At 49.8% G+C, this 18031-nt stretch carries 12 protein-coding genes and 4 tRNA genes; 15 read left to right on the plus strand and 1 reads right to left on the minus strand.

Translation table 11 applies throughout. The features are described 5' to 3' along the window. The first annotated feature begins 180 nt into the window (after positions 1 to 180). Complete coding sequence (murB, locus tag V2154_RS00005) at positions 181 to 1218, plus strand: UDP-N-acetylmuramate dehydrogenase (RefSeq protein WP_353500568.1); 1038 nt, start codon at positions 181 to 183, stop codon at positions 1216 to 1218. Beyond that, entirely contained in the window at positions 1215 to 2174 is a 960-nt protein-coding gene (gene birA, locus V2154_RS00010) for a bifunctional biotin--[acetyl-CoA-carboxylase] ligase/biotin operon repressor BirA (RefSeq protein ID WP_353500569.1), read from the plus strand. The genes murB and birA overlap by 4 nt, the downstream gene beginning before the upstream one ends. Positions 2175 to 2223: 49 nt before the next feature. On the opposite strand, the gene coaA is transcribed toward birA, so the two are convergent. After that, positions 2224 to 3174, minus strand: coding sequence for a type I pantothenate kinase (gene coaA, locus V2154_RS00015; RefSeq protein ID WP_353500570.1), 951 nt, complete (start codon positions 3172 to 3174; stop codon positions 2224 to 2226). A gap of 495 nt (positions 3175 to 3669) precedes the next feature. On the opposite strand from coaA, the gene V2154_RS00020 reads away from it, so the two are divergent. The 13 genes from V2154_RS00020 (at position 3670) to rpoC (ending at position 17862) form a co-directional block, all read left to right on the plus strand. Further along, positions 3670 to 3745: transfer RNA gene (locus V2154_RS00020), tRNA-Thr, on the plus strand. Positions 3746 to 3763: 18 nt separating this feature from the next. Next, positions 3764 to 3848: transfer RNA gene (locus V2154_RS00025), tRNA-Tyr, on the plus strand. A gap of 130 nt (positions 3849 to 3978) precedes the next feature. Further along, positions 3979 to 4053: transfer RNA gene (locus tag V2154_RS00030), tRNA-Gly, on the plus strand. A gap of 7 nt (positions 4054 to 4060) precedes the next feature. Further along, positions 4061 to 4136, plus strand: a tRNA-Thr gene (locus V2154_RS00035). 110 nt (positions 4137 to 4246) lie between these two features. Then, the gene (tuf, locus tag V2154_RS00040; protein WP_353500571.1) at positions 4247 to 5431 is read left to right on the plus strand and encodes an elongation factor Tu; all 1185 of its coding nucleotides are present in this window, start codon (positions 4247 to 4249) and stop codon (positions 5429 to 5431) included. 252 nt (positions 5432 to 5683) lie between these two features. Next, a complete protein-coding gene (gene secE / locus V2154_RS00045; RefSeq protein ID WP_034794996.1) occupies positions 5684 to 6067 on the plus strand; it encodes a preprotein translocase subunit SecE in 384 nt (127 codons plus the stop codon). After that, positions 6068 to 6613: a transcription termination/antitermination protein NusG gene (gene nusG / locus V2154_RS00050; RefSeq protein WP_009639145.1), complete on the plus strand. Its 546-nt coding sequence runs from the start codon at positions 6068 to 6070 to the stop codon at positions 6611 to 6613. A gap of 161 nt (positions 6614 to 6774) precedes the next feature. Next, the gene (gene rplK, locus V2154_RS00055; RefSeq protein WP_034794998.1) at positions 6775 to 7203 is read left to right on the plus strand and encodes a 50S ribosomal protein L11; all 429 of its coding nucleotides are present in this window, start codon (positions 6775 to 6777) and stop codon (positions 7201 to 7203) included. 3 nt (positions 7204 to 7206) lie between these two features. Then, the gene (gene rplA / locus V2154_RS00060) at positions 7207 to 7911 is read left to right on the plus strand and encodes a 50S ribosomal protein L1 (protein ID WP_034795001.1); all 705 of its coding nucleotides are present in this window, start codon (positions 7207 to 7209) and stop codon (positions 7909 to 7911) included. Positions 7912 to 8261: 350 nt separating this feature from the next. Further along, positions 8262 to 8759, plus strand: a complete 498-nt coding sequence (gene rplJ / locus V2154_RS00065) for a 50S ribosomal protein L10 (protein WP_034795004.1) — start codon at positions 8262 to 8264, stop codon at positions 8757 to 8759. A 65-nt stretch (positions 8760 to 8824) separates the two neighbouring features. Continuing rightward, on the plus strand, positions 8825 to 9190 hold the full coding sequence (gene rplL / locus V2154_RS00070) for a 50S ribosomal protein L7/L12 (RefSeq protein ID WP_034795006.1): 366 nt from the start codon (positions 8825 to 8827) through the stop codon (positions 9188 to 9190). Between the two features lie 331 nt (positions 9191 to 9521). After that, positions 9522 to 13550, plus strand: coding sequence for a DNA-directed RNA polymerase subunit beta (rpoB, locus tag V2154_RS00075; RefSeq protein ID WP_034795009.1), 4029 nt, complete (start codon positions 9522 to 9524; stop codon positions 13548 to 13550). Positions 13551 to 13641: 91 nt separating this feature from the next. After that, positions 13642 to 17862 carry a DNA-directed RNA polymerase subunit beta' gene (gene rpoC / locus V2154_RS00080; RefSeq protein ID WP_353500572.1) on the plus strand — a complete coding sequence of 1407 codons (4221 nt, stop codon included), beginning with the start codon at positions 13642 to 13644 and terminating at the stop codon, positions 17860 to 17862. Positions 17863 to 18031 lie beyond the last annotated feature (169 nt).

Here is an 18031-nt window from a genome sequence, read left to right on the forward strand (position 1 = left end):
AAAGTAAGAAACCTCAGTCGAAAGACTGAGGTTTCTTGCTATGGGGAAACGGTAAATAAAACTTCCTTAATTCCCCCTACAGACCCTTCCTATCTAAAAAACACAGCCAAACTCTATACGCTGTAAACCACGGGATCAGTTAAACTGGGCTCAATTGAGTAACGAATGAGTAATTAGGTTATGCCGATCCAAGGTACATCTTTAAAGGCTTTCAATACCTTTGCTATCAACGCTAATGCTAACGCCGTAATAACGGCTTCGACGCCCGCGGAATTATCAGCAGCCTGGCTTGAGGCCAAAAAATCGAACAAGCCATTCTTATTATTGGGCGAAGGCAGTAACGTTCTGTTTTTAAATGATTTCTCTGGTGACATTGTTCTGAACCGCATTCTTGGAATTGATATTAAAGAGAATGATCATGAGTGGTTATTGCATGTAGGCGCAGGTGAGAATTGGCATCAGTTAGTCGTTTCAACGCTAGAGAAGAATATCCCCGGACTCGAAAACTTAGCCTTGATCCCTGGCTGTGTGGGATCTGCGCCTATTCAGAACATTGGCGCTTACGGCATTGAGCTGCAAAATGTCTGTGATTATGTCGACTTACTTAACTTAGCAACCGGCGAGATTAGCCGTATTGATGCCAGCGAATGCCAGTTCGGCTACCGTGAAAGCATCTTCAAACATGGGTATCGCGATGGTTTTGCTATCGTGGCGGTGGGGCTGCGGCTGAGTAAGGATTGGCATCCAAAGCTGACTTACGGTGATTTAACCCGTCTGGATGATGTCAGCGTAACCCCGCAACAAATATTCGATTCAGTGTGTCATATGCGTCGCAGCAAGCTTCCAGACCCTAAAGTGACAGGGAATGCAGGGAGCTTCTTTAAGAATCCGATTGTCGATGCCCTTATCGCTGATGCTCTGAAGAACCAGTATCCGGCCATGCCTTATTACCCACAGGCCGACGGCACGGTTAAGCTTGCCGCAGGTTGGTTAGTCGAAATGGCTGGTCTGAAGGGAACAAGCTTGGGTGGCGCGGGTGTTCATCAACAGCAGGCGCTGGTGCTGGTGAATAGAGACGGCGCAACCGGAGCGGACATTAAATCTTTGGCAAAACTGGTGCGAGAAACCGTCGCAGAGCGTTTTGGCGTGTATTTAGAGCCAGAGGTTCGCTTTATATCGTCAGTGGGTGAAGTCAACGCAGTTGAGGCGCTTTCATGAAAGATATCACCGTACCTCTCCACCTTATCTCCATCCTTTCCGACGGCGAGTTCCACTCTGGCGAGCAGTTAGGCACAGAGTTAGGCATGAGCCGTGCCGCCATCAACAAGCACATACAGACGGTCAGGGACTGGGGAGTTGATATCTTTACCGTTCCTGGTAAGGGCTACAGTCTGCCTGCACCCATTCAATTGCTCGACGAGCAGCAGATCCTCTCCTTCCTGCCGGAAGGACGAGTCAGCGTGCTGCCTGTTATCGACTCAACTAACCAGTATCTGTTAGATCGTATCACCACACTGGCGTCTGGTGATGCTTGCGTGGCGGAGTATCAGCAAGCAGGCCGTGGAAGAAGAGGGCGAAAATGGTTCTCTCCTTTCGGCTCCAATCTTTACCTCTCTATGTATTGGAAGCTGGAACAAGGCCCGGCTGCGGCAATGGGCCTGAGTTTGGTGATCGGCATCATTATGGCCGAAGTGCTGCAAAAGTTGGGGGCGGAGGACGTTCGCGTTAAATGGCCAAACGATCTGTACCTTAAAGATCGCAAACTTGCCGGTATTCTAGTGGAGTTAACAGGGAAAACCGGCGATGCGGCGCATCTGGTTATTGGCGCCGGCATCAACTTGAAAATGCGTGAACCCTCTGCCGATAGCATCGATCAAGGTTGGATAAATCTGCAAGAAGCTGGCGTGAATATCGATCGCAACCAGCTCACGGCGACATTACTCTCTGAGCTGCGTCTGGCACTGCGCCAGTTTGAGATTGATGGGTTAGCCCCGTTCATTAGCCGCTGGCGCAGCCTGGATAATTTTATCGATCGCCCAGTTAAGCTATTGATTGGCGAGCAGGAAATTCATGGCATTGAGCGAGGTATCGATCAGCAAGGTGCATTACTGCTCGAACAAGACGGGGTAATTAAGCCATACATTGGTGGCGAGATATCTCTGCGCGGTAGGTAACAAGTCGAAGTTAGATTGCATTAAAAAGGAGGGCTTTTGCCCTCCTTTGTCATTTCCTTAATCGAACACTCTCCACCGCGTGGTTTGCGCTCTTGGTCATTATCAGACTAGCACGCTCGCGAGTTGGGAGGATATTCTCTTTTAAATTCAACCCGTTGATCTCATTCCACAGTTGCGTAGCGATCTTCACTGCCTCTTCCTCTGGCAGCTTCGCATAGTGGTGGAAATAAGAATCTGGGTCGGCAAACGCGCCCTGACGGAATTTGAGGAAACGATTGATATACCAGCTTTGTAATAGGTCTGCAGGTGCATCGACGTAAATAGAGAAATCGACGAAGTCAGACACAAAGACATGGTGGGGATCGTGTGGGTAATCCATCCCGCTTTGTAAGACATTCAGACCTTCTAAAATAAGAATGTCTGGCTGCTCAATGACTTTGTTGCCATCTGGGATCACATCATAAATCAGGTGCGAATAGACCGGAGCGGTAACGCTCTTGGCGCCGGACTTAACCTCTGACACAAAGTTAACTAACTGATGCATATCATAAGATTGCGGGAAGCCTTTCTTCTTCATGATCCCACGTTCTTGCAGCGTCTTATTCGGGTACAGGAATCCGTCGGTGGTAATTAACTCGACCGTCCTATGCTCGGGCCAGCGGCTCAGAAGGGCTTGTAGAACGCGAGCCGTCGTACTCTTACCTACCGCGACACTGCCCGCAATCCCAATGACATAAGGGATTTTCTGACCATCCGTGCCTAAGAACTGCTCTAAGACTGCCTGGCGGCGAAGGTTCGAACTGATGTAAAAATTAAGAAGGCGTGAAAGCGGCAAATAGATTTGCGCAACCTCCTCCAAGGATAGATCCTCATTGATGCCTTTTAATTTCGCGATCTCAGTTTCCTTTAGTGTTAACGGAACCGAGTCACGTAAGGCTGCCCATTGAGCTCTGTCGAACTGTAGATAAGGGGTTGCCAAGGATAAGTCTCTTTTATTCATAAGTTAAAATCTGCCTGTTAGCGCAGGTCAGGAAAGGCGCCGCACGCCAAGTCCAGACAGTAAACCAGCTGCCCATTATAGACAGCTAAATTTTCGTCGTAGACATTTTTCTTATACCTTATCGAATTCTTTGATTGGGTTAAAAATTTTTAACTAAAGTCATAAATCCGCATTTTTATACCTTGGCATCCTGATTGGCAGGCTGCTTTGCGTTATCTCAAGGAAATATCTGTGTTGAATACAGATTAAAGAGAGATAACGGATAATTAGCGCCGCTCGGGTTTCCAGAGCCAAGCAGATTCGGGCCTGTGGATGGCAAGGGCCAGCAAGAGGCGGTAAAACTTAAAAAATTCATTTTGCATAATATTTGGGCGAGAAAGGGCCTGGATACGCTGTTTTCCTCACTTTTTGCATAAAACATGACCGATAGAGCAAAAGTCGCAATTTTTTTGTTGCATCCCCCGCCGAGTCTCCCTAGAATGCGCAGCACTTGATGCCGGCATAGCTCAGTTGGTAGAGCAACTGACTTGTAATCAGTAGGTCCCGAGTTCGACTCTTGGTGCCGGCACCAATCAAGTACTTAAAATCTGGTGGGGTTCCCGAGCGGCCAAAGGGAGCAGACTGTAAATCTGCCGTCATCGACTTCGAAGGTTCGAATCCTTCCCCCACCACCAAACAAGCCTTATCACTAAGGCAACTTATGAGGCCAAGCGCTTTGTAAGTGAAGATGAGGTGTTAAGTGTCTCATTTCCTTATCCCCGTCTTCTCGTTCTTCAGAACAATCAGGTAGCCGAGTTCCAGGATGCGGGCATCGTATAATGGCTATTACCTCAGCCTTCCAAGCTGATGATGTGGGTTCGATTCCCACTGCCCGCTCCAAGTATGTGCTGATATAGCTCAGTTGGTAGAGCGCACCCTTGGTAAGGGTGAGGTCGGCAGTTCGAATCTGCCTATCAGCACCACTTCCCAATTCTCTCCCTCCTGATTTTCTTTCTGTAAAATAATTCATCAAGCAAATGCTTGGTTGATGTGGTGATACCACCGATTTAACCGTGTCTTAGAGGGACAATCGATGTCTAAAGAAAAGTTTGAACGTACAAAACCGCACGTTAACGTTGGTACTATCGGCCACGTTGACCACGGTAAAACTACCCTGACTGCTGCAATCACTACCGTTCTGGCTAAAACCTACGGCGGTGCTGCTCGTGCCTTCGACCAGATCGATAACGCGCCAGAAGAAAAAGCTCGTGGTATCACCATCAACACTTCTCACGTTGAATATGACACCCCAAGCCGTCACTACGCGCACGTAGACTGCCCAGGACACGCCGACTATGTGAAAAACATGATCACCGGTGCTGCTCAGATGGACGGCGCGATCCTGGTTGTTGCTGCAACTGATGGCCCTATGCCACAGACTCGTGAGCACATCCTGCTGGGTCGCCAGGTTGGCGTTCCATTCATGATCGTATTCATGAACAAATGCGACATGGTTGATGACGAAGAGCTGCTGGAACTGGTAGAAATGGAAGTTCGTGAACTTCTGTCTGCTTACGATTTCCCAGGCGACGACATCCCAGTTGTTCGTGGTTCAGCGCTGAAAGCACTGGAAGGCGAAGCAGAGTGGGAAGCTAAGATCATCGAACTGGCTGGCTTCCTGGATAGCTACATCCCAGAACCAGAGCGTGCGATTGACAAGCCATTCCTGCTGCCAATCGAAGACGTATTCTCCATCTCTGGTCGTGGTACCGTTGTTACCGGTCGTGTAGAGCGCGGTATCATCAAAGTTGGCGAAGAAGTTGAAATCGTTGGTATCAAAGACACCGTTAAGTCTACCTGTACTGGCGTTGAAATGTTCCGCAAACTGCTGGACGAAGGCCGTGCTGGTGAGAACGTTGGTGTTCTGCTGCGTGGTATCAAGCGTGAAGATATCGAACGTGGTCAGGTTCTGGCTAAACCAGGTTCAATCAAACCACACACCAAATTTGACTCAGAAGTGTATATCCTGAGCAAAGATGAAGGCGGCCGTCATACTCCGTTCTTCAAAGGCTACCGTCCACAGTTCTACTTCCGTACAACTGACGTGACCGGTACCATCGAACTGCCAGAAGGCGTAGAGATGGTAATGCCAGGTGACAACATCAACATGGTAGTCACCCTGATCCACCCAATCGCGATGGATGACGGTCTGCGTTTCGCAATCCGTGAAGGTGGCCGTACTGTTGGTGCAGGTGTTGTTGCTAAAGTTATCGCTTAATCGCTGATACTTTTTTGTCACTTTACGTTGACGCAATGCACACTAAAAGGGCATCATTCGATGCCCTTTTCTACGCTGTGGCGCTAGAACCTATCTCATCAGCGATTTATACGTCATAATCATTGGTGAGATAGGCTCTGAGATATAGCGTAAAACACCGAGTTGCGCTCACTGTAGAGCATCGATCGGTTTGGTTTGCCTCGCAATGCGAGGCAAAGTTGTTTGTTCTGAATCATTGTGACGGGTTGGTTTATGAGTGCGAATACCGAGGCTCAAGGGAGCGGGCGCGGCCTGGAAGCGGTAAAATGGTTAGTTGTTGCCGTTTTGTTGGTCGTAGCTATTGTCGGTAACTATTATTACCGTGCATACAGCCTGCCGTTACGTGCGCTGGCAGTTGTTGTCATCATTGCTATCGCTGGTGCAGTGGCATTATTGACGACTAAAGGCAAAGCGACAGTTGCGTTTGCGCGCGAAGCGCGTACCGAAGTACGTAAAGTAATTTGGCCTACGCGCCAGGAAACATTGCATACCACACTGATCGTTGCTGCGGTAACTGCCGTTATGTCACTGATTCTGTGGGGACTAGATGGTATTCTGGTTCGCTTGGTATCTTTTATTACTGGCTTGAGGTTCTAAATGTCTGAAGCACCTAAAAAACGTTGGTACGTCGTTCAGGCGTTTTCCGGCTTTGAAGGCCGCGTAGCACAATCGCTGCGTGAGCACATCAAATTGCACGACATGGAAGAGCTGTTCGGCGAAGTCATGGTTCCTACGGAAGAAGTTGTTGAAATCCGTGGTGGTCAGCGTCGCAAGAGTGAACGCAAATTCTTCCCAGGTTATGTGCTTGTTCAAATGGTGATGAATGACGCCAGCTGGCACTTAGTGCGTAGCGTTCCTCGCGTAATGGGTTTCATTGGCGGTACTTCTGACCGTCCGGCGCCTATTAGCGATAAAGAAGTTGACGCTATTATGAATCGCCTGCAACAAGTCGGCGATAAGCCACGGCCGAAAACGCTGTTTGAACCAGGTGAGTTGGTCCGTGTTAACGACGGTCCGTTTGCTGACTTTAACGGTGTTGTGGAAGAAGTGGATTACGAAAAAAGCCGCCTGAAAGTGTCTGTTTCTATCTTTGGGCGTGCAACGCCTGTTGAGCTGGACTTCGGTCAGGTCGAAAAGGGTTAATAACTCTTTCAACATCGGTTCGAACAGATGTTGTGCAGGGCGCGAAATTAAACTATAATTTCGCGCCTTTTGTTTTTCTGTGCAGCCTCTGCACAGAAAAGTACTGCAAATAACGGGGAGCCTCTTCAAACAGGCGATATTACCCAACTGAGGAAATTTAAATGGCCAAGAAAGTACAAGCCTACGTCAAGCTGCAAGTTGCAGCTGGTATGGCTAACCCAAGTCCACCGGTAGGTCCGGCACTGGGTCAGCAAGGTGTTAACATCATGGAATTCTGTAAGGCATTCAACGCTAAGACTGAAAGCGTTGAGAAAGGCCTGCCGATCCCTGTTGTCATTACCGTTTACTCTGACCGTTCTTTCACCTTCGTTACCAAAACGCCTCCAGCAGCTGTGCTGTTGAAGAAAGCGGCTGGTATCAAGTCTGGTTCCGGCAAGCCGAACAAAGACAAAGTGGGTAAAGTAACGACTGCTCAGGTTCGTGAAATCGCAGAAACCAAAGCTGCGGACATGACTGGTTCTGACGTAGAGGCCATGGCGCGCTCTATCGAAGGTACTGCTCGTTCCATGGGCCTGGTAGTGGAGGATTAATAGATGGCTAAGCTGACCAAGCGCATGCGCGTGATCCGTGACAAAGTTGATGCTACTAAACAGTACGACATTAACGAAGCTGTTGCTCTGCTCAAAGAGCTGGCCACTGCTAAATTCGTTGAAAGTGTAGACGTTGCCGTTAACCTCGGTATCGATGCACGTAAATCTGACCAAAACGTTCGTGGTGCTACCGTTCTGCCTAACGGCACCGGTCGTTCTGTTCGCGTTGCTGTCTTCACCCAAGGTGCAAACGCTGAAGCTGCTAAAGCTGCAGGCGCTGAGCTGGTAGGTATGGAAGATCTGGCTGATCAGATTAAGAAAGGCGAAATGAACTTTGACGTTGTTATTGCTTCTCCAGATGCAATGCGCGTTGTAGGTCAATTAGGTCAGGTTCTGGGCCCACGTGGTCTGATGCCTAACCCGAAAGTTGGTACTGTAACTCCTAACGTTGCTGAAGCGGTTAAGAACGCTAAAGCAGGTCAGGTTCGTTACCGTAACGACAAAAACGGTATCATCCATACCACTATTGGTAAGGTTGATTTCGAATCCGACAAGCTGAAAGAAAACCTGGAAGCTCTGTTGGTTGCACTGAAAAAGGCGAAGCCTTCTCAGGCTAAAGGCGTTTTCATCAAGAAAGTAAGCCTGTCCACTACCATGGGCGCTGGTCTTGCAATTGATCAAAGCGGCCTGAGCGCAACAGTTAACTAATTAACTGCTGACGTTTATCGCTTTACGCGGGCGATGGATTTGTCTAGAATCTATGGCCCGTTGTTTCGTTAACGCGAAACCAAGAATTTTTCGGTTGGAGCCTGGCCTATCCAGGCCTCCGTCCAAGACCGCAGGTGTCCCGCAAGGGACTTAATCCTTCCTGCGTAGACGGTGACAGAGCCTGAAGAAAATTTTTCTTTGTCTTTCTTTGTTTAAAGAAAGTATGAAGAACTTGAATAGTCTTTGCTGGATTCTCTGCTCACCGTGTTTGTACGCCTATCTCCGATCTCGGTTATAGGTGATGTGAGTTCCGGGGATTTTCCCCGGCTAAATCCAGGAGCAAAAAGCTAATGGCATTAAATCTTCAAGACAAACAAGCGATTGTTGCTGAAGTCATGGAAGTAGCCAAAGGCGCGCTGTCTGCGGTTGTTGCGGATTCCCGTGGCGTAACTGTAGATAAAATGACTGAACTGCGTAAAGCAGGTCGTGAAGCTGGCGTTTACATGCGTGTTGTTCGTAACACCCTGATGCGCCGCGTCGTTGAAGGTACTCAGTTCGAGTGCCTGAAAGACACGTTTGTCGGTCCTACCTTGATTGCATTTTCTTCTGAACACCCGGGCGCTGCTGCTCGTTTGTTCAAAGATTTCGCTAAAGCGAATGCAAAATTCGAGGTTAAAGCTGCGGCCTTTGAAGGTGAGTTTATCTCTGCGGCTCAAATCGACCGCTTGGCAACTCTGCCTACTTACGATGAAGCAATCGCACGCCTGATGGCAACCATGAAAGAAGCCGCTGCTGGCAAATTGGTTCGCACTCTGGCTGCAGTACGCGATCAGAAAGAAGCTGCTTAATCAGCCTTTCTTTTCTCGTTCAAATGCTTACGTATAAACTATTTCTGAATTCTAGGAACAATTAAATGTCTATCACTAAAGAACAAATCATTGAAGGCGTTGCAGCTCTGTCTGTAATGGAAATCGTTGAACTGATCTCCGCTATGGAAGAGAAATTCGGCGTTTCTGCTGCTGCTGCCGTTGCTGGCCCAGCTGCTGCTGCTGAAGCTGTAGAAGAGAAAACTGAATTCGACGTTATCTTGACTGCTGCTGGCGCTAACAAAGTTGCTGTTATCAAAGCAGTACGTACCGCTACTGGCCTGGGTCTGAAAGAAGCTAAAGACCTGGTAGAGTCTGCTCCAGCAGCTCTGAAAGAAGGCATCAGCAAAGACGACGCTGAAGCACTGAAAAAATCTCTGGAAGAAGCTGGTGCTTCTGTTGAAGTTAAGTAAGTTTAACTTCCCGGAGTGCAGTCTGTCCTAACAGACTGATGGCTGGTGACTTTTTAGTCACCAGCCTTTTTGCGCTATAGAGTGTCAGTGGTGTTTCACACTGTTTGAACACTGAACTACTCTAATATCTCTTTCTATAGACGACTTAATATATTGATGCCCCTTGCTGTGGCTCATCCACAGATAATGCACAACGAAATGATTTAAGAGTGATAGAAACGGGTATTGCGGAAAGCGTCTCTGCTTTTCGGTCGACATAAACGGTGTTGCATGAACTGTCCTTCTCAGGGCAGACAAGATTGGGTCACTGATCAGCGAGCTGAGGAACCCTATGGTTTACTCCTATACCGAGAAAAAACGCATTCGTAAGGATTTTGGTAAACGTCCACAAGTTCTGGATATTCCATATCTCCTTTCTATCCAGCTTGACTCGTTCCAGAAGTTTATCGAGCAAGATCCGGAAGGCCAGTACGGTCTGGAAGCTGCATTCCGTTCTGTATTCCCTATCAAGAGCTACAGCGGTAACTCTGAGCTGCAATACGTTAGCTACCGTCTTGGTGAGCCTGTATTCGACGTTAAAGAATGCCAGATTCGTGGTGTGACGTTCTCCGCGCCACTGCGCGTGAAACTGCGTCTGGTGATCTATGAGCGTGAAGCACCAGAAGGTACGGTCAAAGACATCAAGGAACAAGAAGTCTATATGGGCGAAATTCCGCTCATGACCGAAAATGGTACCTTTGTGATTAACGGTACTGAGAGGGTTATCGTATCTCAGCTGCACCGTAGTCCGGGCGTATTCTTCGACAGCGATAAGGGTAAAACCCACTCATCGGGTAAAGTGCTTTATAACGCACGTATCATCCCTTACCGCGGTTCATGGTTAGATTTCGAGTTCGACCCGAAAGATAACCTGTTTGTACGTATTGACCGTCGCCGTAAACTGCCTGCGACCATCATTCTGCGTGCATTAAACTACACCACTGAACAGATCCTTGACCTGTTCTTTGACAAGGTGACTTACCAGATCCGCGACAACAAGTTGCAGATGGAACTGGTACCTGAGCGCCTGCGCGGTGAAACAGCTTCCTTTGATATCGAAGCTGACGGCAAAGTCTATGTAGAAAAAGGCCGCCGCATCACTGCTCGTCATATTCGTCAGCTTGAAAAAGACGACATTCAGCGCATCGAAGTTCCTGTTGAATACATCGCAGGAAAAGTAGTTGCTAAAGACTACATCGACACTAATACCGGTGAGCTGATTGTTCCTGCGAACATGGAATTGTCTCTGGATTTACTGGCTAAATTGAGCCAATCCGGTCACAAAACCATCGAAACGTTGTTCACCAATGACCTCGACCATGGCGCGTACATGTCCGAGACCATTCGCGTCGACCCAACCAGCGATCGCTTGAGCGCACTGGTTGAGATCTACCGCATGATGCGTCCTGGTGAGCCGCCAACTCGCGAAGCTGCTGAAAGCCTGTTTGAGAACCTGTTCTTCTCTGAAGATCGTTACGACCTGTCTGCTGTTGGTCGTATGAAGTTCAACCGTTCTCTGCTGCGTGATGAAATCGAAGGTTCAGGCATCCTGAGCAAAGACGACATCATTCAGGTAATGAAAAAACTGATCGGCATTCGTAACGGCCAGGGCGAAGTGGACGATATCGACCACTTGGGCAACCGTCGTATTCGTTCTGTCGGTGAGATGGCTGAAAACCAATTCCGCGTAGGCTTGGTTCGTGTTGAGCGTGCTGTTAAAGAGCGTCTGTCTCTTGGCGATCTCGACACTCTGATGCCTCAGGACATGATCAACGCTAAGCCGATTTCGGCTGCGGTGAAAGAGTTCTTCGGCTCAAGCCAGCTGTCCCAATTTATGGACCAGAACAACCCGTTGTCTGAGATCACGCACAAACGTCGTATCTCTGCTTTGGGCCCGGGCGGTTTGACCCGTGAGCGTGCTGGCTTTGAAGTTCGAGACGTACACCCGACTCACTACGGTCGCGTATGTCCAATCGAAACGCCAGAAGGTCCAAACATCGGTCTGATCAACTCCTTGTCTGTTTATGCACAGACCAATGAGTATGGTTTCCTGGAAACCCCTTACCGCCGTGTGCGTGAAGGCGTGGTGACTGATGAAATTAACTATCTGTCTGCCATTGAAGAAGGCAACTTCGTTATCGCTCAGGCGAACTCCAACTTGGATGACGAAGGCCGCTTCCTGGAAGACTTGGTCACTTGTCGTAGCAAAGGCGAATCAAGCCTGTTCAGCCGCGATCAAGTTGACTACATGGACGTATCTACACAGCAGATCGTATCCGTTGGTGCTTCTCTGATTCCATTCCTGGAACACGATGACGCCAACCGTGCATTGATGGGTGCGAACATGCAACGTCAGGCGGTTCCTACTCTGCGTGCTGATAAGCCGCTGGTTGGTACCGGTATGGAACGTGCTGTAGCGGTTGACTCCGGTGTTACTGCCGTAGCTAAACGTGGTGGTACTGTTCAGTACGTGGATGCATCCCGTATCGTTATTCGTGTTAACGAAGATGAGATGTACCCAGGCGAAGCAGGTATCGACATTTACAACCTGACTAAGTACACCCGTTCTAACCAGAACACCTGCATCAACCAGATGCCGTGTGTGAATCTGGGTGAGCCAATCGAGCGCGGCGACGTGCTGGCAGATGGTCCATCTACAGATCTGGGCGAACTGGCACTGGGTCAGAACATGCGTGTCGCGTTCATGCCTTGGAACGGTTACAACTTCGAAGACTCCATCTTGGTCTCCGAGCGTGTCGTTCAAGAAGACCGCTTCACCACCATCCATATCCAGGAACTGGCTTGTGTGTCCCGCGACACCAAACTGGGGCCTGAAGAGATCACGGCTGACATCCCGAACGTGGGTGAGGCTGCACTCTCTAAACTGGATGAATCCGGTATCGTTTATATCGGTGCTGAAGTAACCGGCGGCGACATTCTGGTTGGTAAGGTAACGCCGAAAGGTGAAACCCAGCTGACGCCAGAAGAGAAGCTGTTGCGCGCTATCTTCGGTGAGAAAGCGTCTGACGTTAAAGACTCTTCTCTGCGTGTACCAAACGGCGTTTCAGGTACGGTTATCGACGTGCAAGTCTTCACCCGCGATGGCGTGGAAAAAGACAAGCGTGCGTTGGAAATCGAAGAGATGCAGCTGAAGCAGGCTAAGAAAGACCTGACTGAAGAGTTGCAGATCCTTGAAGCTGGCCTGTTTGCACGTATCCAGTCAGCATTGGTTGCTGGCGGTGTTGAAGCCGATAAGCTGGGCAAATTGCCACGCGATCGTTGGCTCGAACTGTCTCTGACCGACGAAGAAAAACAAAACCAGTTGGAACAGCTGGCCGAACAGTACGACGAACTGAAATCCGTGTTTGAGAAAAAACTCGAAGCGAAGCGTCGTAAAATCACCCAAGGCGATGACCTGGCACCAGGCGTGCTTAAAATCGTCAAAGTGTATCTGGCCGTTAAACGTCAGATTCAACCGGGTGACAAAATGGCTGGTCGTCACGGTAACAAAGGTGTTATCTCCAAGATCAACCCGATCGAAGATATGCCTTACGATGAAAACGGCACGCCGGTCGACATCGTTCTGAACCCGTTGGGCGTTCCATCTCGTATGAACATTGGTCAGATTCTGGAAACCCACTTGGGTATGGCCGCGAAAGGCATTGGTGAAAAAATCAATGCGATGCTGAAGAAACATGAAGAAGTTTCCAAGCTGCGCGAGTTCATCCAGAAAGCGTATGACCTGGGCGACGATGTTCGTCAGAAAGTGGATCTGAGCACCTTCAGCGATGACGAAGTACTTCGTTTGGCTGAAAACCTGAAGAAAGGCATGCCAATCGCAACGCCAGTCTTCGACGGTGCGAAAGAGACCGAGATCAAGCAGCTGCTTGAAATGGGCGGAATCCCAACCTCTGGTCAGATCACACTGTTTGACGGCCGTACCGGCGAGCAGTTTGAGCGTCAGGTTACTGTCGGCTACATGTACATGCTGAAACTGAACCACCTGGTTGACGATAAGATGCACGCGCGTTCTACCGGTTCTTATAGCCTTGTTACTCAGCAGCCGCTGGGTGGTAAAGCTCAGTTCGGTGGTCAGCGCTTCGGTGAGATGGAAGTGTGGGCACTGGAAGCATACGGTGCCGCATATACCCTGCAAGAGATGCTGACTGTTAAGTCCGATGACGTGAACGGCCGTACGAAGATGTATAAAAACATCGTCGATGGCGATCACCGGATGGAACCAGGCATGCCGGAGTCCTTCAACGTACTGTTGAAAGAGATCCGCTCTCTGGGTATCAACATCGAGCTGGAAGACGAGTAAGTACTCGAATTCGCAATGATCACAGGGGCACCTGCCTGTTTATCAATAGACAACAGGTGCCTAACAGGTCTAACCCGACGGGAGCCAATCCGTGAAAGACTTACTAAAGTTTCTGAAAGCGCAAACTAAAACCGAAGAGTTTGATGCGATCAAAATTGCTCTGGCATCGCCAGACATGATCCGTTCTTGGTCTTTTGGTGAAGTTAAGAAGCCAGAAACCATTAACTACCGTACGTTCAAACCAGAGCGTGACGGCCTTTTCTGTGCCCGTATTTTCGGACCAGTAAAAGATTACGAATGCCTGTGCGGTAAGTACAAGCGTTTAAAACATCGCGGCGTGATCTGTGAGAAGTGCGGCGTTGAAGTGACCCAGACTAAAGTACGCCGTGAGCGTATGGGCCACATCGAACTGGCATCTCCAACTGCACACATCTGGTTCCTGAAATCTTTGCCATCGCGCATCGGTTTGCTGCTGGATATGCCACTGCGTGATATCGAACGTGTACTGTACTTCGAATCCTATGTGGTTATCGAAGGCGGTATGACCAACCTCGAAAAACGCCAGATCCTGACTGAAGAGCAGTATCTTGACGCGTTGGAAGAGTTTGGTGATGAATTCGACGCCAAGATGGGCGCAGAAGCTATCCAAGCCCTGTTGAAAAACATGGATCTGGAAGCCGAGTGCGAACAGCTGCGTGAAGAGTTGAACGAAACCAACTCCGAAACCAAGCGTAAGAAACTGACCAAGCGTATCAAGCTGCTGGAAGCGTTCGTTCAATCTGGTAACAAGCCAGAGTGGATGATCCTGACCGTGTTGCCAGTACTGCCGCCAGACTTGCGTCCATTGGTTCCGTTGGACGGCGGTCGTTTCGCAACGTCAGATCTGAACGATCTGTATCGTCGCGTTATCAACCGTAACAACCGTCTGAAACGCCTGCTGGACTTGGCTGCGCCTGACATCATCGTACGTAACGAAAAACGTATGCTGCAAGAAGCGGTAGATGCTTTGCTGGATAACGGCCGTCGCGGTCGTGCTATCACCGGCTCTAACAAGCGTCCGCTGAAATCTCTGGCAGACATGATTAAAGGTAAACAAGGTCGTTTCCGTCAGAACTTGCTGGGTAAACGTGTCGACTACTCTGGTCGTTCCGTTATCACCGTAGGTCCATACCTGCGTCTGCACCAGTGTGGTCTGCCGAAGAAAATGGCTCTGGAACTGTTCAAACCGTTCATCTACGGCAAGCTGGAACTGCGTGGCCTCGCGACCACCATCAAAGCTGCTAAGAAAATGGTTGAGCGCGAAGAAGCTGTCGTTTGGGACATCCTGGACGAAGTTATCCGCGAACACCCGGTACTACTGAACCGTGCACCAACCCTGCACCGTTTGGGTATTCAGGCGTTTGAACCGGTTCTGATCGAAGGTAAAGCAATCCAGCTGCACCCGCTGGTTTGTGCGGCATATAACGCCGACTTCGATGGTGACCAAATGGCTGTTCACGTACCGTTGACGCTGGAAGCCCAGCTGGAAGCGCGTGCGTTGATGATGTCTACCAACAACATCCTGTCACCAGCGAACGGCGAGCCAATCATCGTTCCTTCTCAGGACGTTGTATTGGGTCTGTACTACATGACCCGTGACTGTGTTAACGCCAAAGGCGAAGGCATGGTTCTGACTGGCCCTAAAGAAGCTGAGCGCATTTACCGCGCCGGTCTGGCTTCTCTGCATGCGCGTGTCAAAGTGCGTATTACAGAAGAAATCAAAAACACTGAAGGCGAGTCTGTACACCAAACGACCATTATCGATACTACGGTTGGCCGTGCGATCCTGTGGATGATCGTACCTAAAGGTCTGCCGTTCTCTATCGTTAACCAGCCGTTGGGCAAAAAAGCTATCTCCAAAATGCTGAACACCTGTTACCGCATTTTGGGCCTGAAGCCGACCGTTATTTTTGCTGACCAGATCATGTACACCGGTTTTGCTTACGCTGCCCGTTCAGGCGCGTCAGTAGGTATCGATGACATGGTTATCCCTGCGAAGAAAGCAGAGATCATCGAAGAAGCAGAAACCGAAGTTGCTGAGATCCAGGAGCAGTTCCAGTCTGGTCTGGTAACCGCTGGCGAACGCTATAACAAAGTGATCGATATCTGGGCCGCAGCTAACGAACGTGTTGCTAAGGCAATGATGGAAAACTTGTCTGTTGAAGACGTCGTCAACCGTGACGGTGTTGTTGAGCAGCAGGTTTCCTTCAACAGCATCTTTATGATGGCCGACTCCGGTGCGCGTGGTTCCGCTGCACAGATTCGTCAGCTGGCCGGTATGCGTGGCCTGATGGCTAAGCCAGATGGTTCCATCATTGAAACGCCAATCACCGCGAACTTCCGTGAAGGTCTGAACGTACTCCAGTACTTCATCTCGACCCACGGTGCTCGTAAAGGTTTGGCGGATACAGCATTGAAAACTGCGAACTCCGGTTATCTGACCCGTCGTCTGGTTGACGTGGCACAGGACCTGGTAGTGACCGAAGACGACTGTGGTACTCACGAAGGCATCATGATGACTCCGGTCATCGAAGGTGGCGACGTTAAAGAACCACTGCGCGAACGCGTTCTGGGTCGTGTAACTGCTGAAGATATCCTTAAGCCGGGTACGGCGGATATTCTGGTTCCACGTAACACCCTGCTTCACGAGAAGACCTGTGATCTGTTAGAAGAGAACTCAGTCGACAGCGTGAAAGTACGTTCAGTCGTAAGCTGTGAAACCGATTTTGGTGTGTGTGCAAACTGCTACGGTCGCGACCTGGCACGTGGTCACATCATCAACAAAGGTGAAGCAGTGGGTGTTATCGCAGCGCAGTCCATCGGTGAGCCGGGAACTCAGCTGACGATGCGTACGTTCCACATCGGTGGTGCGGCATCTCGTGCGGCAGCAGAATCCAGCATTCAGGTGAAAAACACCGGTACGATTAAGCTGAGCAACCACAAGCACGTTACTAATGCTAACGGCAAACTGGTTATCACTTCTCGTAACACCGAGCTGAAATTGATCGACGAATTTGGTCGTACCAAAGAAAGCTATAAAGTGCCTTACGGTTCCATCATGGGCAAAGGTGACGGTCAGGCAGTTAACGGCGGCGAAACCGTAGCTAACTGGGATCCGCACACCATGCCTGTAATCAGTGAAGTGGGCGGTTTCATTCGCTTCGCTGATATGGTTGATACCCAGACCATTACCCGTCAGACCGATGATTTGACTGGTTTGTCTTCACTGGTTGTTCTGGATTCTGCAGAGCGTACTGGTAGCGGTAAAGACCTGCGTCCGGCACTGAAAATTGTTGACGCCAAAGGCGACGACGTATTGATCCCAGGTACTGATATGCCTGCTCAATACTTCCTGCCAGGTAAAGCAATTGTACAGCTGGAAGATGGTACTCAGATTCACCCAGGTGACACCTTGGCGCGTATTCCTCAGGAATCCGGCGGTACCAAGGACATCACCGGTGGTCTGCCACGCGTTGCTGACTTGTTCGAAGCGCGTCGTCCGAAAGAGCCTGCAATCCTTGCTGAAATCAGCGGGATCATCTCCTTCGGTAAAGAGACCAAAGGCAAGCGTCGTCTGGTAATTTCTCCGTTGGATGGCAGCGATGCTTACGAAGAAATGATCCCGAAATGGCGTCAGCTGAACGTGTTCGAAGGCGAAGTTGTGGAACGTGGTGACGTTGTATCTGACGGCCCAGAATCTCCACACGACATTCTGCGTTTACGTGGTGTTCATGCGGTTACCCGTTACATCACCAACGAAGTGCAGGAAGTTTACCGTCTGCAAGGCGTTAAGATTAACGATAAACACATCGAAGTTATCGTTCGTCAGATGTTGCGTAAAGGCACCATCGTTAGCGCTGGTGGCACCGACTTCCTGGAAGGCGAGCAGGCAGAAATGTCTCGCGTTAAAATCGCTAACCGTCAGTTGGAAGCTGAAGGCAAAATCACGGCCACGTACACCCGTGACCTGCTGGGTATCACCAAGGCATCCTTGGCGACCGAGTCCTTCATCTCCGCTGCATCGTTCCAGGAAACGACGCGCGTTCTTACCGAAGCCGCTGTTGCGGGTAAACGTGATGAACTGCGCGGCCTGAAAGAAAACGTCATCGTTGGCCGTCTGATCCCAGCCGGTACCGGTTACGCTTATCATCAGGATCGTGCTCGCCGTAAAGCACAGGGCGAAGTGCCTGTTGTTCCGCAGGTTAGCGCGGACGAAGCAACGGCTAACTTGGCTGAATTGCTGAACGCCGGTTTTGGTAACAACGACGAGTAATCGTTTTTGATAGCAGACTGCGTGAAAACCGCTCCTTCGGGGGCGGTTTTTTTTTGCCTGTTGAAAGCGCACTCTAGAAGGAAAATTTGCTGGTGGCGGGGCAAAGAGGTACCGCCCTGAACCGGGGATGAGACCAGTTTAGGGCGGCTTTTGGGAGGCGGAGCCGGGA

The sequence above is a fragment of the Ewingella sp. CoE-038-23 genome, from assembly GCF_040419245.1.
GTDB lineage: Bacteria > Pseudomonadota > Gammaproteobacteria > Enterobacterales > Enterobacteriaceae > Ewingella > Ewingella allii.

Excerpts from the sequence above, each read along its gene's own strand:
- rplK (WP_034794998.1), top strand. The coding sequence starts at position 6,775 with ATGGCCAAGAAAGTACAAGCCTACGTCAAGCTGCAAGTTGCAGCTGGT.
- rplA (WP_034795001.1), top strand. The coding sequence starts at position 7,207 with ATGGCTAAGCTGACCAAGCGCATGCGCGTGATCCGTGACAAAGTTGAT.
- rpoB (WP_034795009.1), top strand. The coding sequence starts at position 9,522 with ATGGTTTACTCCTATACCGAGAAAAAACGCATTCGTAAGGATTTTGGT.
- tuf (WP_353500571.1), top strand. The coding sequence starts at position 4,247 with ATGTCTAAAGAAAAGTTTGAACGTACAAAACCGCACGTTAACGTTGGT.
- nusG (WP_009639145.1), top strand. The coding sequence starts at position 6,068 with ATGTCTGAAGCACCTAAAAAACGTTGGTACGTCGTTCAGGCGTTTTCC.
- coaA (WP_353500570.1), bottom strand. The coding sequence starts at position 3,174 with ATGAATAAAAGAGACTTATCCTTGGCAACCCCTTATCTACAGTTCGAC.
- rplL (WP_034795006.1), top strand. The coding sequence starts at position 8,825 with ATGTCTATCACTAAAGAACAAATCATTGAAGGCGTTGCAGCTCTGTCT.
- murB (WP_353500568.1), top strand. The coding sequence starts at position 181 with ATGCCGATCCAAGGTACATCTTTAAAGGCTTTCAATACCTTTGCTATC.
- rplJ (WP_034795004.1), top strand. The coding sequence starts at position 8,262 with ATGGCATTAAATCTTCAAGACAAACAAGCGATTGTTGCTGAAGTCATG.
- secE (WP_034794996.1), top strand. The coding sequence starts at position 5,684 with ATGAGTGCGAATACCGAGGCTCAAGGGAGCGGGCGCGGCCTGGAAGCG.
- birA (WP_353500569.1), top strand. The coding sequence starts at position 1,215 with ATGAAAGATATCACCGTACCTCTCCACCTTATCTCCATCCTTTCCGAC.